The sequence below is a fragment of the Rhodococcus sovatensis genome (genome assembly GCF_037327425.1).
GTDB lineage: Bacteria > Actinomycetota > Actinomycetes > Mycobacteriales > Mycobacteriaceae > Rhodococcoides > Rhodococcoides sovatense.
Map to the genome: position 1 here is coordinate 3,113,586 of NZ_CP147846.1, position 13,953 is coordinate 3,127,538.

Below are 13,953 nucleotides of genomic sequence, written 5' to 3' on the forward strand. Positions count from 1 at the left end.
CACCCGTTCATCACCGGCGAACTGGCCTATCGGGTAGGCCGAGGGGCCCTCCGTTCCTGCCGGGAAGCAAGTCCGAAACCCGCAGACGACACGAGAGCCAAGACGATGACAAAACCTCCGTACGCCAGCACAGTCGGCTCGAGCCCGAACGAGTGCACCGCAACTCCGCCGATCACTGCAGGGACGCTGAACGCCAGATAGCTGAGCACGAACGTGGTTGCGAAAACACTTCCGCGTTCATCTGCAGGCACGAGCGCACCGAGGGTGCGCATGGCCCCGAGAAACGCACTCCCCCAGCCTGCACCCGCGACGATCGAACCCAGGAAATACAGCTGAACCGAGACCATCGACACCGACACCAGTGACAACCCGACACCGAGCGCGAGCACGACCGCCCCGACGACCATGACGGCCCTCGGCGGACGAGTTCGAACACATGCCGCCGCAACGGCTCCGGAGGAGAACAAGGCGAAAATGTCGAGACCGCCGACGATGTGGTTGTCGACGCCGAACACTGAACCGATGATCGACGGGCCGAGGGAGAGGTGAAAACCACCGAGCGACCACGTCGCGACCAGTGCGGGCACGATCAGCAGGAACGGAACGCGCGCGCCTGTGGGGAACGAAGCCCTCGGCAACAGCAGCAGTGAAAGATGCCGCCGCGATTCGACTTCCCGCAGCGCAGAGGTTTCGGGCACGAACAGCACCGCCGTCGCCAGGAGTACCACCGCTCCGATGAGAAGTGCGTAGACGAGTGTCGTCGGCGCGGGGGCCAACTGCACCAGCAGTCCAGCACCTAGCGCGCCGGTGGCGAGGCCGATCGACGGCGCAACGCTGTTGACGAGCGGGCCTGCCGATTCGTTCGGCTGAAGGTCGATGACCGCGGCGCTGAGCGCACCGGTTGCCGTACCTGCGGCCAAGCCCTGCACCACGCGGGCTGCAATCAAACCAGGGACGCCGTCCGCGACGATGAACAGAACCAGGCTGATCACCAGCAATATCAGCGCAGCGATCAGAATCGGTTTGCGACCCACGTGGTCGGACAGACTGCCGACGGTCAGTAGCGCGGACAGCAAAGCCACGGCGTACACCGCGAACACGACGGTCAGCGTTGTGGACGAGAACCCCCAGGCCTGCTGATAGACCGGATACAGCGGCGAGGGTGCGGCCGAGGACGCCATGATCACCAGGTACGTCAATCCGACGGTCCAGAACGCCGCTGCCATGGGCATCCGCTTCCTCGGCGCGGCGCTGGAAGTCCCGGCGCCCAGCTCGGTGTTGACCATCGCATCTCCCGATCGGTTGAAGCACAGCTAATTACTTCAGCAAACAATAGGCCGATCGGCGCTGAACTTCGAGCTCTATTCAGCGTGCGGGAACGCACTTCGCGAGTGTCACCGGTGAACCGATTGCTCCCCGGCCAACAGACGCCCTTCGGCGTAAGCGAGGGCACTGGCCGGCAGAAAGCCGTCACGTCCACTGAGCGACACCGTGACCGCACCCGTGCCCTGATCCCCGTCGCCGAGTTCGTCGATCCGCCGAAGCGTCTGCCGCGCAACCGCGTCCGCACTGTCGAAAATGCGCACTCCGGACGGCAGGGCCGCCACGATCTCCGTTGCCACCAATGGATAGTGCGTGCACCCCAGAACCACCGATTCCACGTCGGGCGGAGTGGCGGCAGCAGCGGCGCGAATGGCGGCCGACACACCCTCCGCATCGCCGCGATCGATGGCGTCCGCAAGACCGTGGCACGCGATAGGCGTCACTGCCCGGTCCGCCGCGAACTCCTCGATGAGCCGAGCCTGGTATGCACTGGACGTCGTGGCTGCCGTTGCCCATACGGCGATCCGGGTGCTCGCCGCCGCGGCAGGTTTGATCGCAGGAACTGTGCCGACGACAGGCACAGCAGATCCCAGATGCGCACGCACGTGGCTCAGCGCAGTGACACTCGCGGTATTGCACGGAAGCACGATGACCCCGGCGCCCGCGGCCATCGCTCGGTCGACTGCGCCGAGCACCCGCGCGACGACCCAGTCGTCGGGCTTGGGACCCCACGGCGCCTGGTCGGGGTCCATCAGCAGGACCAGATCGAGCTCGGGACGCAGCTTCTTCAGCCACGCGGATGTGGGCAGCATGCCCAATCCCGAGTCGATCAGTCCGACGATCACGCGCCCAGCGCCTGCTCGATGTCACCGATCAGGTCGGCGGCGTCCTCGATACCCACCGACAGTCGGACGAGATCGTCGGGGACCTCCAGCAACGAGCCGGCCGTCGACGCATGCGTCATCGCGCCCGGGTGTTCGATGAGCGACTCGACGCCGCCCAGCGACTCGGCGAGAGTGAAGATCTCGGTACGCGAGCAGAAATCCAACGCAGCCTGCTTGCCGCCCGCGAGACGCACCGAGATCATGCCTCCGAAGCGACGCATCTGCTTGGCGGCAACGCGGTGCGACGGGTGCGACTCCAATCCCGGGTAGATGACCTGGGAGATCGAGGAATGACCGTCGAGCAGGTCGACGAGCGCCTCTGCGTTGTCGCTGTGCCGTTCCATCCGCAGCGCGAGAGTCTTGATGCCACGCAAGGTGAGGAAGGCGTCGAACGGTCCCGGTACGCCACCGGCACCGTTCTGCAGGAAAGCGATTGCCGCGTCCAGTTCCTCGTCGTCGGTGATCAACGCGCCGCCGACGACGTCGGAATGGCCGCCGATGTACTTCGTCGTGGAGTGCAACACGACGTCGGCACCGAGTTGCAAAGGCTGCTGCAGGTATGGCGACGCAAAGGTGTTGTCGACCACGAGTTTGGTGTTCTTCTCGTGAGCCACCTCGGCGAGCGCGGCGATGTCACCGACGTTGAGGAGGGGGTTCGTCGGCGTCTCCACCCACACCAGCTTGGTGTTGGGACGGATCGCGTCGCGAACGGCGTCTAGGTCGGATACCGAGGCAACCGAGTACTCGATGCCCCACTGAGTGAAGACCTTGTCGATGAGACGGAAGGTGCCACCGTACGCATCGTTGGGGATGACAAGGTGATCACCGGGTCGCAGCGACGCCCGCAGCAGAGCGTCCGTGGCCGCCATGCCCGAAGAAAACGCCCGACCGTACGTACCCGATTCGATGGCCGCGAGATTGGCCTCGAGCGGCCGACGCGTCGGATTGCCGGTGCGGGCGTACTCGAAGCCACTCCGCATCCCGCCGACGCCATCCTGCGCGAACGTCGAGCTCGCGTAGATCGGGACGTTGACCGCGCCGGTCAGGGAGTCCGGCTCGTAACCGGCATGAACCGCCTTCGTCGAAAATCCCTGCCCACCCGCGTGGGTCGTTCCGCGGGCTCCACTCCCGGAGTTGCTGTCTGCCTTGCTGCGCTGCTCACTCATGACTTCCAGACTAATGGTCGAGCGAAGTGGGTAGCCTGCGGGAGACACCGCTGACGAAAAGAGGCTTTCCACCGTGGCCGATTCGCACCGCTCGCAGAGCGTCGACGAGCTGTTCTCCCTCGACACCCTCCTCGATACAGAGGAGAAAGAAATTCGTGACACCGTGCGCAAGCTCGGCAACGAACGCATCCGTCCGCACCTGGCCGACTGGTTCGAGGAAGGGACGGTTCCCGCCCGTGAGCTGGCCAAGGAGCTCGGTGCGCTCGGATTGCTCGGCATGCACCTCGAGGGCTATGGCTGTGCAGGCACTTCGGCCACTGCCTACGGACTCGCATGCCTCGAGCTCGAAGCAATGGACTCGGGCATCCGCAGTCTCGTGTCGGTGCAGGGCTCGCTCGCGATGTTCGCGCTCTGGAAGTACGGCTCGGAGGAGCAGAAGCAGCAATGGCTTCCGGGCATGGCCGAAGGAAGCCTCATCGGCTGCTTCGGGCTCACCGAGGCCGACTTCGGCTCCAATCCCGGCGGGATGCGGACGCGTGCGAAGAAGGACGGCACCGACTGGGTGCTCAACGGCAGCAAGATGTGGATCACCAACGGGCCCATCGCCGACGTGGCAATCGTGTGGGCCCAGACGGACGACAAGGTCCGCGGCTTCGTCGTGCCGACCGATACGCCCGGGTTCTCCGCCAACACCGTCAAGAAGAAGCTGTCCCTGCGTGCGTCGATCACCGGTGAGCTCGTGCTCGAGGACGTACGACTACCGGCCGAGGCGATGCTGCCCGAGGCTCGGGGGCTCAGTGGACCTCTCGGCTGTCTGACCGAGGCGCGCTTCGGGATCATCTTCGGGGCAATGGGTGCCGCTCGCGATTGCATCGAGTCCGCCGTCGAGTACTCGAAGACGCGCGAAGTGTTCGACAAGCCGCTCGGCGCGTACCAACTGACGCAGGCCAAGCTCGCAAACATGGCGCTCGAACTCGGCAAGGGCCAACTTCTCGCGCTGCACCTGGGACGCCTCAAGGACAAGGGCGAACTTCGCGGCGAGCAGGTGTCCGCCGGCAAACTCAACAACGTCCGCGAAGCCATCAAGATCGCTCGTGAGTGCCGAACCATCCTGGGTGCCAACGGAATCACCCTCGAATACCCGGTGCTCCGGCACGCCAACAACCTCGAATCCGTCCTCACCTACGAGGGGACATCCGAGGTGCACCAGCTCGTGATCGGGCAGGCACTCACCGGGTCCAGCGCATTCCGCTAGGCGCTCCGCGCAGTGGCATGGTTATGTGCACTCCGGTGCACATAACCATGCCACTGGCGACGGAGTCGCCCCGAAGCTAAGCCCCCTTGCTCAGGAAGCCCAGCAGATCGTGGCGCGTGATGACGCCGACGGGCTTGCCTTCTTCGACCACCATCAACGCATCGGTCTCGCCGAGCGCCTTGGTGGCGTCCGAGACATGCTCGCCGGCACCGATCAGCGGGAACGGCGCGCTCATGTGCTGTGCGACCGAGTCCGCCAACGACGCCCGCCCCTCGAACACCGCACTGAGCAGATCACGCTCAGTGACGCTGCCCGCGACCTCGCCCGCCATGACGGGCGGCTCCGCACCGACAACCGGCATCTGCGAGACGCCGTACTCCCGCAAGATCTCGATGGCGTCACGCACTGTCTCCGATGGGTGCGTGTGCACGAGGTCGGGCAGCGCACCCGACTTCCCACGCAGAACGTCGCCGACGGATGGTTCGTCGACCTTGCCGTCGAGCCGTGAGCGAAGGAAACCGTAGGACGACATCCAGTCGTCGTTGAAGATCTTGGCGAGATAGCCGCGTCCGCCGTCGGGCAGCAACACCACCACGAGAGCGTCGGGCCCCTCACGCTCGGCAACCTTGATCGCGCCCACAGCCGCCATTCCGCATGATCCGCCGACCAGCAGACCCTCTTCGCGAGCAAGACGACGGGTCATGTCGAACGAGTCGGCGTCGGAGACAGCGATGATCTCGTCGGGAATGGACGCGTCGTACGCGGACGGCCAGAAGTCTTCGCCGACACCCTCGACCAGGTACGGACGACCCGTTCCGCCGGAGTACACGGAGCCTTCGGGGTCGACTCCGATGACCTTGACCTTTCCGCCGGAGATCTCCTTGAGGTACTTGCCCGTTCCGGAGATCGTGCCGCCGGTGCCGACACCCGCGACGAAGTGGGTGATCTTTCCGTCGGTGTCGGCCCAGATCTCGGGCCCTGTGGTCTCGTAGTGGCTCTGCGGTCCTGCCGGATTGGAATACTGGTTCGGCTTCCAGGCACCGTCGATTTCACGGACGAGTCGGTCCGAGACGCTGTAGTAACTGGTGGGGTCCTCCGGTGCCACGGCAGTCGGGCAGACGACGACCTCGGCTCCGTAGGCGCGCAGCACGTTGCGCTTGTCCTCGCCGACCTTGTCGGGGCACACGAACACGCACTTGTATCCGCGCTGCTGGGCCACGAGTGCCAATCCGACGCCGGTATTGCCCGACGTCGGTTCGACGATCGTTCCACCCGGCTTCAGTTCGCCGGAGGCCTCCGCGGCGTCGACCATCTTGATCGCGATCCGATCCTTCGACGAACCACCCGGATTGAGGTATTCGATCTTGGCAGCGACCGTCCCCGCGTTGTCACCGACAACAGAGGAGAGCTGGACCAACGGGGTGTTGCCGATGAGTTCGGTGATGTGCTGAGCGATGCGCATGCACCTATCTTCCCAGATGACGGGAAGTCGGCTTCTCGGTACCGCCGGGAGTGTTCGGCAAGAGTGCATACGATGTAGGGCGTGGCGCAGATCGTAGGAGTGAAACCGTGCCGGTGAACAGGTGGCGCAGTGCCGCCAAAGCCGGCGCCGCAACAGTGATCGCAGGCTCCTCAGCAGGGACCGCATCGTGGGCCGCGTACAAGCACCTGATGTCGCAGGCGACGTCGGCGCGTGGCGTCATCGGGCGATCCACCGCGAAGCCACCCGAGGCGGACGGCGTGTACGGACCGGGGGACCTCACCCCGGAGCGGTGGCGTATCGGAAGTTCGGCCGATATTCATCTGATGATCTTCGGGGACTCGACCGCGGCCGGGGTCGGCTGCGCTGTCGCCGCCGAGGTGCCGGGAGTGCTCGTGGCTCGCGGTCTGGCCGAGGAGACCGACAAGCGAATACGGCTGAGCACCAAAGCAATTGCCGGGGCCACGTCGAAGGGGCTGGAAGGACAGGTCGACGCCATGTTCGTCGCAGGCCCGCCGCCCGACGCCGCGGTCATCCTCGTCGGCGCCAACGACGTCACCAAGAAGTTCTCCATCGCAGCCTCCGCCGCCCGATTGGGCAATGCCGTCGAACGCCTCACGGCGAAGGGGACGGTGGTGGTCGTCGGAACCTGTCCCGATCTCGGTGTCGTCACCGCGATCCCCCAACCCCTGCGAACCGTGGTGCGAAATTGGGGCCGACGCCTGGCCCGGGCGCAGACCGACGCGACGTTGAAGGCAGGAGGTCATCCGGTGGCGTTGGCCGACCTGTTGGCGCCCGAATTCCTTGCGGCCCCGGACACGATGTTCTCTGCCGACCGCTTCCATCCATCGGCAGCCGGATACGAGCTCGCGGCGCGTCAACTGCTGCCGGTGCTCGCCGCCGCTCTCGGCGAGTGGCACGGCGGTCCACTCCCCGACCTTCCCGAGGTGTCCGCTGCTGCGGAATCTCGAAAATTCGTTCCCCGTGCCGCTGCGTCACTCGATCGGTTTCTGCGCCGTCGCGATGCCGAGATCGAGGCGCAGAACGGGTAGCGATAAGTTCGAGTACAGGTCGTTTCTTCTCTAAGCACGCCAACCAAGGAGAGTTCATGCCAGAGGCAGTAATCGTCAGTACCGCCCGTTCCCCGATCGGCCGCGCGATGAAGGGATCACTCAAGGACATTCGTCCCGACGACCTGACCGTGCAGATGGTGGCCGCCGCGCTCGCCAAGGTGCCCGAGCTCGACCCGACGGACATCGACGACTTGCTGCTCGGTTGTGGTCTCCCCGGCGGCATGCAGGGAAACAACCTCGCACGCATCGTTGCCGTTCTCCTCGGCTACGACTCCCTGCCGGGAACGACCATCACCCGCTACTGTTCGTCCTCGCTGCAGACCACCCGCATGGCACTGCACGCCATCAAGGCAGGCGAAGGTGACGTGTTCATCTCCGCAGGCGTCGAAAGCGTCTCCAACTTCGTCCACGGCAGCTCGGATTCGCTCCCGCAGAGCCACAACCCCCTCTTCGCCGACGCGGAAGCCCGCACCAAGAAGGCACAGGAAGAGGGCGCCGACACCTGGACCGACCCCCGCGAGAACGGCGACCTCCCCGACGCCTACATCGCGATGGGCCAGACCGCTGAGAACGTCTCGATCCTGACGGGCATCAGCCGTGAGGAACAGGACCACTGGGCGGTCCGCAGCCAGAACCGCGCCGAGGAAGCAATCAACTCGGGTTTCTTCGAGCGCGAGATCACCCCGGTCACGTTGCCCGACGGCACCGTCGTGTCCACCGATGACGGCCCGCGCGCCGGCACCACCTACGAGAAGATCAGCGGGCTCAAGCCAGTGTTCCGGCCGAACGGCACCGTGACCGCCGGCAATGCGTGCCCCCTCAACGACGGTGCTGCGGCGCTCGTCATCATGAGCGACACCAAGGCGAAGGCACTCGGATTGACGCCACTGGCACGGATCGTGTCCACCGGCGTCACCGGCACGTCCCCCGAGATCATGGGCCTCGGGCCGATCGAAGCAACCCGCAAGGCCCTGGCCATCGCGGGCATGTCGATCTCCGACATCGACTTGTTCGAGATCAACGAGGCATTCGCGGTCCAGGTTCTCGGCTCTGCCCGTGACCTGGGAATCGACCACGACAAGCTCAACATCTCCGGCGGTGCCATCGCAGTCGGTCACCCCTTCGGCATGACCGGTGCACGCATCACCACGACCCTGCTGAACAACCTGAAGACGCAGGACAAGACGTTCGGTGTCGAGACCATGTGTGTCGGCGGCGGAATGGGCATGGCTATGGTGCTCGAACGCCTCAGCTGATCGCTAGCCCTGGCATGTCGGCCTGACATGCGAAAGGCCCCGCACTCACGGTGAGTGCGGGGCCTTTGCCGTACTGCTAGTCGTTGTTGAAGTAGCTGAGCAGTCGCAGGATCTCGACGTACAACCACACCAGGGTGATGGTCAGTCCGAGCGCGACGCCCCACGCTGCCTTCTCCGGAGCCTGGCCACGGATCAGCTGGTCGGCCTGGTCGAAGTCCAGCAGGAAGCTGAACGCGGCGATACCGATGCATACGAGGCTGAAGATGATCGCAATCGGGCCGCCGTCACGGAGGCCGAAGCCGCCGTCCATGAAGAAACTGGCGACGAGGTTGCCGAGGGCAAGAACCACGACGCCGATGAGGGCGCCGATGATCATGCGCGTCAAACGCGGAGTGACGCGAATTGCACCGGTCTTGTAGACGACGAGCATGCCGAAGAACACACCGAACGTGCCGAGGATGGCTTGTGCGATGAGGGCGCTGCCGCCGACTCCACCGAACTCGACGTCGGTGAACATGAACGAAAGCGCACCGAGGAAGAAGCCCTCGGCGACCGCGTAGGCGAGCACGACGGCCTTGTTGTCCATCTTGCGCCCGAACGTCGCGAACAACACGAGGCCGAGTCCTACGAGACCGCCGCCGATGACGAAGGGCGCAGCGAGGGTGGTGTTGTTGTCGACGAGGAAGTACGCCACGATCGCGGTGATCGAGAGAACACCGAGCGTGATGCCGGTCTTGGTGACGACGTCGTCGATCGTCATCGCCCGCGAGTCGGGACCGGTCTGGTACGGATCGGCCTGAGTCTGTGGCTGGCCGAACTGCGCGGCCTGCGAGGCACCTGCTGTTGCAGTGCCGAACGTTGCGTATCCGCCGCCCTGCTGCTTGGGCAGGTTGCGGAAGACCGGATTGCTGGAGGTGCGCACCGTGTCACTTCCCTTCTAAGAGCGCGAGCCCTTCTATGTTTCAGGCCTTCGCCGGGGAGTTCCCCAGCTGTTGTACGTAGAACGTGCCACATACGGACAAAAGTTCCCAGTCGGACTGACCCCAACATCCGACAATTCGGACTTTACCGTGTCTACCCCTCGATAGAGCATCCGGCGACCGAGTTTCCTCCCGTGCCGTTGCGGGCATGGACAATAGCGTGATGAGTATCGAAGACGGACCCGGCGACACATTGGACCAAAGCGAAAGCCTCGACTCGGACGAGCTTCGCAACGACGACGGCGACACCGTGGTGGATCCGCCCGATCACTACAGCGAATCCGATAGGTTCGGCACCACAGCGAACGAAGCGCTCGAAGGTGAAAGCCTGGACGAGAAGCTGAGCGAAGAAGAGCCCGACACCGCACTCGAGGACGACGGGCGTTCCGTAGCCGAAACTCCTGACGAGGAGTTGACAGAAGAACTCGTCGATCACGAAATCCTCGCCTCCGACGAGGACCCCGACATCGACTATGCGGATGGCCAGCGCCAAGCGGAAATCATCGAAGGAACCCTCGTCGAGGACCGTGGGCGCGATCGCGGTCAGATCAGCGGGACGCCCGAGGACGGCGGGCCGGTCGAATAGCTGCGCAGCATCCAGTCACTCCGCAGCCTTGAGCTCAGACGACCGACCGGGTGACGGTGAACTTCGAGTTCTTCCCCGCCACTGCGGTCGGTCCGACGGTATCGGCCAGTGCCCGCCGATAGTTCAAGTGCGAGTTGTACACCGTCCACATCTCGCCGCCGGGCTTCAGCACCCTCCGTGCTGCCTCGAACAGTTTCTCGGCGCTGCCCGTGTGCAGCGAAGCGCCCTCGTGGAACGGTGGATTGCAGACGATCAAATCCACCGAGGATTGCGGGTAGGTCGACATGGCATCGTCTCGCGACACCTCGATGTCGAGTCCGTTCGCTGCCGCAGTTGCGCGAGCCGACGCCACTGCCGCTGCGGAACGATCCGTGGCGTGCACTGTGGCGTCGGGTCGGGCCCGGGCCAGCAGACACGCGAGGATGCCGGTGCCGCAGCCGAGATCGACGATCTGCCCGGCGCCGGGCATCATCTTTTTCTCGAAGCCACCGAGGTATCGAGTGCCGATGTCCAATTTCGCACCGGCGAACACTGCCCCGTAGGCGACCACCGTGAGATCTACGTCACCGAGAACCGCAGTGACGGGATAGGTCGGGGACTGCGGACGAACCGGCAGCGCGGCGCGGAGAACGCGGGCTTTCTGACGGCCTCTGCCCGCGGAGACGGATTCGAAGGACGCACCCAACACCGAGTTCATCGCGGGCGTCATGTGCTTGTCTCGTCCGCCGGCGAACACCTGGACGTCGGGGGCTGCGAACAGTGCGATGGTCTCGGCGATGTCGGTGAGCTCGGCAAGGCTCCGAGGGAGCTGCATCAGAACGATATTCACCCCGTCCAGCAGCGTCTCATCCAGACCGCGGTGTTCGAATACACCCGACAGTCCGGCATCGACTGCGTTGTGCGAGAGGGCGATCTCTCCCGTGTACGAATCTTGATGGACGCGCACACCGGTCACCCCATGTCGAGCCGCGAGCCCGAGCGTCAGAGCGCCGTACCGGTCCCCGATCACGGCGATCGTCCGAGTTTCGAGATCCGGGATAGCCTCGCTCACCGCGTCGAGGATCAGTCGATCTGCGGCGTCGACGGCGAAGAGGTTCGCTGCCTCGGCGTCGGGGCGGCGGCGAAGTCCCGCAAGGACCGTTTCGAGGTCTGGCACGAAAGCGATTCTCCCACTCCGTTCGACTGCATTCCAAACACGATGGACGTATCGAATCTATTGCTGTGCGTCTCCGCGGGTCCGAGTGGCGTTTTACCGAAATCGAGAGCATGCTCGTGGAATGGAACCATCGAAGAAAACCGAGGCTTTGTTCAGCCACGTCGACAACTCTTCAGTCGACGCCCCTGCCGAGAACACGAAGCCTGCCGTCTACACGACGCTCTTCAGCGGAGAAGACAACTCAGGACAGGTAGCGTAAGTAGTCCAACGCTCGATCGGCGTGCACATGGGCGCGCTCACTGGTCACAACCAATCGCACCACCCTATTTCGATCGATGACGAACGTCGTCCTCTTCACTGACAGCAGCTGCCGGATAAACCCTCGCTGTGCTGCGTGAGAGGAACGGCTCTTTATTTCCTTCTTGCGTCTGCGCCTGGCGAACCAACTGCCGCGCCGCACCCCGAACTGCTCCGCGACCGAGGCATCCGAGTCTGCAAGCAGGGGAAAATCGAAGGATCGCTGCAACGCGAAATGCGACTGCTTGTCGGTCGTATCGGTACTGATTCCGACCCGTTGAGCACCGAGTGCCTCGAACGAACGGCCCAGATCACGAAAGTGGCACGCCTCCGCAGTGCAGATCGGGCTGGTGGCAGCTGGATAGAAGAACAGGACCACCGGACCCTTGGCCAACAGTTCACTGAGGGACCGGGTGGTCCCTTCGTGATCCGGTAGCCGAAAATCCGGCGCCGTTTGGCCAGTACGCATGGTGGTCAGGGTACGTGTCGATTCAATCGGTCGATTCCAGCAGTGCGGATTTCAATTTGTCGACGTATGCGCGGTCGAGCGCGAGTGCGTCGAGGTACCCGTCGAACGAACCGTACAGTTCCCGAACGGCCTCCAGCCCGCGCAGGTAGTACGCCTCTGTGACGCCGACGACGGCATCGGACAATTCGATCGGCGATCCGTCGATTCCGGTCGGCCACACCGATCGGAGATGCGCTCTGAGCGGCTCGATGGCAGTGTTGCTGGCCATGTAGTCGGCGAGGATGTCCTGCTCGTGGACTCCCACCGCCCGCAGCACGGTTGCAACAGTCCATCCGGCGCGGTCCTTACCCGCAGCACAGTGGACCAGAACTCCACCGTCACCCTCGATCAGTGCACCCGCAACCGTGTTGATGGCTGCCCGGGCACCGTCGAGTGACGGATAAGACGTGTACGCGCGGATCATGTATTCCCGCTGGGCATTCGGGTCCACTACAGCACCGACCTCGTGCGGTGCTTTCTCACGTTTACGGTGCTCGTAGGGGACGTTGTGCACTGTCGCGCTCGCAGGTACCCGGTCGATGCCGCTGCGTTCGATCTCCGACGCACCACGCAAATCGAATACGTGCCGGACGCCGAGTGTCTCCAATTCAGTGACACCCCGGGGGTCGAGCCGGCTGAGTTCGGACGACCGGAACAGCTTTCCGCTACGCACGACCTCCCCGTCAGCGGTACGCGCACCTCCGACGTCACGAAAGTTCCACGCGCCCGACAACCGAAACTGGTCGGTCGATTCGATTCCTGGCATGTGAGCACACTATCCAGACCTCGGCGGCCCAGACCTCGGCGGCCGGTAGTGTTCAGGCGCATGAGCGATCGAAATGCGGCGTTCGACGTGATCGTTGTCGGCGGTGGTATCGCCGGTGTGTCGATCGGATACGAACTCGCCACCGATCGATCTGTATGTCTGCTCGAACGCGAATCCACGTTGGCGTTCCATACGACCGGACGGTCGGCCGCACTGTTCCTCGAGACGTACGGCAACGACGCCATCCGCGCCCTCACCACGGCAAGCCGGGGTTTCCTCACCGACCCGCCGGACCATTGGGACTCCGCACTGCTTTCGCCTCGGTCGCTGCTCCAGTTCGCAGCACGTGGCCGCGGGGCCGCACTGGAGTCCGTGTTCGCTCGGGTACGCGATTTCACGCCCGACGCACAGTTGCTCACCCCGCAGGAAGCCAAGGACCTCTTCCCGCTCCTTCGCCCCGAGCATGTCGATGTGGCTCTGTACGAACCAGGTTCGATGGAAGTCGACGTCCATGCGCTGCACCAAGGTTTCGTCCGCGGCCTGCGCGCCCGCGGTGGCGTCGTCGCCACGTCGAGCCGAGTCGCGAGCCTCCAGCGTCGGGACGGCCTATGGCATCTGGAGTCCGCGGACGGAACCGTCCATCGAGCACCGGTCGTCGTCGATGCCGCAGGCGCCTGGGCGGATTCGATCGCGGAGACAGCAGGTGCCCGCCGAGTCGGCCTCCGTCCCTTGCGGCGAACGATCTTCATGGTCGCTGCACCCGAGCAACTCGACACCACGACGTTGCCGACGCTGAGCGACATCGACGAATCGTTCTACCTGAAACCGGAAGGGCACCAGATGTTGTGCTCGCCCGCTGACGAGACGCCGAGCGAACCGCGCGATGCTCGCCCCGACGAGATGGAAATTGCGCGTGCACTCGACGCCATCGCCGAGGCAACGACTCTGACGGCTCGCCACGTCCGATCCTCGTGGGCAGGCCTGCGCAGCTTCGTCGCAGACAGAACCCCCGTGGTGGGGTTCGATCCCACACTCGACGGCTTCTTCTGGTGCGCGGGCCAGGGTGGATATGGGATCCAGACGTGCGCCGCGCTCGCTCGCGTCGGCGCTGCCCTCGTGCGCGGTGACAATCCGCCGGACGACCTTGTGTCTCGTGGTCTACGCGTAGCTGACCTGGCCCCAGGCCGATCGGGTGCCACGAACGCAGGCCCACTACCGTGAAC

At 64.4% G+C, this 13,953-nt stretch carries 14 protein-coding genes; 6 read left to right on the forward strand and 8 right to left on the reverse strand.

Annotated elements, in window-relative coordinates:
• Window positions 1-26: 26 nt before the first annotated feature.
• From WDS16_RS14320 to WDS16_RS14330, 3 genes are all read right to left on the reverse strand, one after another.
• A complete protein-coding gene (locus WDS16_RS14320; RefSeq protein ID WP_338885924.1) occupies window positions 27-1,286 on the reverse strand; it encodes an MFS transporter in 1,260 nt (419 codons plus the stop codon).
• 108 nt (window positions 1,287-1,394) lie between these two features.
• A complete protein-coding gene (locus WDS16_RS14325; protein WP_338885925.1) occupies window positions 1,395-2,168 on the reverse strand; it encodes a glutamate racemase in 774 nt (257 codons plus the stop codon).
• Window positions 2,165-3,373, reverse strand: a complete 1,209-nt coding sequence (locus WDS16_RS14330) for a cystathionine gamma-synthase (protein ID WP_338885926.1) — start codon at window positions 3,371-3,373, stop codon at window positions 2,165-2,167. Before WDS16_RS14330 ends, WDS16_RS14325 begins: the two co-directional genes overlap by 4 nt.
• 73 nt (window positions 3,374-3,446) lie before the next feature.
• On the opposite strand from WDS16_RS14330, the gene WDS16_RS14335 reads away from it, so the two are divergent.
• Entirely contained in the window at window positions 3,447-4,628 is a 1,182-nt protein-coding gene (locus tag WDS16_RS14335) for an acyl-CoA dehydrogenase family protein (protein ID WP_338885927.1), read from the forward strand.
• Window positions 4,629-4,704: 76 nt separating this feature from the next.
• On the opposite strand, the gene WDS16_RS14340 is transcribed toward WDS16_RS14335, so the two are convergent.
• Window positions 4,705-6,090 carry a cystathionine beta-synthase gene (locus tag WDS16_RS14340; RefSeq protein WP_338885928.1) on the reverse strand — a complete coding sequence of 462 codons (1,386 nt, stop codon included), beginning with the start codon at window positions 6,088-6,090 and terminating at the stop codon, window positions 4,705-4,707.
• A 107-nt stretch (window positions 6,091-6,197) separates the two neighbouring features.
• Between WDS16_RS14340 and WDS16_RS14345 the strand changes: the two genes are divergently transcribed.
• Window positions 6,198-7,160, forward strand: coding sequence for an SGNH/GDSL hydrolase family protein (locus WDS16_RS14345; protein WP_338885929.1), 963 nt, complete (start codon window positions 6,198-6,200; stop codon window positions 7,158-7,160).
• Window positions 7,161-7,216: 56 nt separating this feature from the next.
• Window positions 7,217-8,437 carry an acetyl-CoA C-acetyltransferase gene (locus WDS16_RS14350; RefSeq protein WP_338885930.1) on the forward strand — a complete coding sequence of 407 codons (1,221 nt, stop codon included), beginning with the start codon at window positions 7,217-7,219 and terminating at the stop codon, window positions 8,435-8,437.
• Window positions 8,438-8,513: 76 nt separating this feature from the next.
• Here the strand turns inward: WDS16_RS14350 and WDS16_RS14355 are convergent, their stop codons facing one another.
• The gene (locus WDS16_RS14355; protein WP_338885931.1) at window positions 8,514-9,359 is read right to left on the reverse strand and encodes a Bax inhibitor-1/YccA family protein; all 846 of its coding nucleotides are present in this window, start codon (window positions 9,357-9,359) and stop codon (window positions 8,514-8,516) included.
• Window positions 9,360-9,580: 221 nt separating this feature from the next.
• Here WDS16_RS14355 and WDS16_RS14360 point away from each other — a divergent pair, with 221 nt between their 5' ends.
• The gene (locus WDS16_RS14360; protein WP_338885932.1) at window positions 9,581-10,003 is read left to right on the forward strand and encodes a hypothetical protein; all 423 of its coding nucleotides are present in this window, start codon (window positions 9,581-9,583) and stop codon (window positions 10,001-10,003) included.
• Between the two features lie 34 nt (window positions 10,004-10,037).
• Here the strand turns inward: WDS16_RS14360 and WDS16_RS14365 are convergent, their stop codons facing one another.
• A complete protein-coding gene (locus WDS16_RS14365) occupies window positions 10,038-11,159 on the reverse strand; it encodes a class I SAM-dependent methyltransferase (RefSeq protein WP_338885933.1) in 1,122 nt (373 codons plus the stop codon).
• Between the two features lie 121 nt (window positions 11,160-11,280).
• Here WDS16_RS14365 and WDS16_RS14370 point away from each other — a divergent pair, with 121 nt between their 5' ends.
• The gene (locus WDS16_RS14370; protein WP_338885934.1) at window positions 11,281-11,418 is read left to right on the forward strand and encodes a hypothetical protein; all 138 of its coding nucleotides are present in this window, start codon (window positions 11,281-11,283) and stop codon (window positions 11,416-11,418) included.
• Here the strand turns inward: WDS16_RS14370 and WDS16_RS14375 are convergent.
• The gene (locus WDS16_RS14375; protein WP_338885935.1) at window positions 11,401-11,925 is read right to left on the reverse strand and encodes a peroxiredoxin; all 525 of its coding nucleotides are present in this window, start codon (window positions 11,923-11,925) and stop codon (window positions 11,401-11,403) included. The genes WDS16_RS14370 and WDS16_RS14375 overlap by 18 nt on opposite strands.
• A 22-nt stretch (window positions 11,926-11,947) precedes the next feature.
• Window positions 11,948-12,730, reverse strand: a complete 783-nt coding sequence (locus WDS16_RS14380) for a tyrosine-protein phosphatase (RefSeq protein ID WP_338885936.1) — start codon at window positions 12,728-12,730, stop codon at window positions 11,948-11,950.
• Window positions 12,731-12,790: 60 nt separating this feature from the next.
• Between WDS16_RS14380 and WDS16_RS14385 the strand changes: the two genes are divergently transcribed.
• Window positions 12,791-13,951, forward strand: a complete 1,161-nt coding sequence (locus WDS16_RS14385) for an FAD-dependent oxidoreductase (protein WP_338885937.1) — start codon at window positions 12,791-12,793, stop codon at window positions 13,949-13,951.
• The last annotated feature ends 2 nt before the right edge of the window (window positions 13,952-13,953 follow it).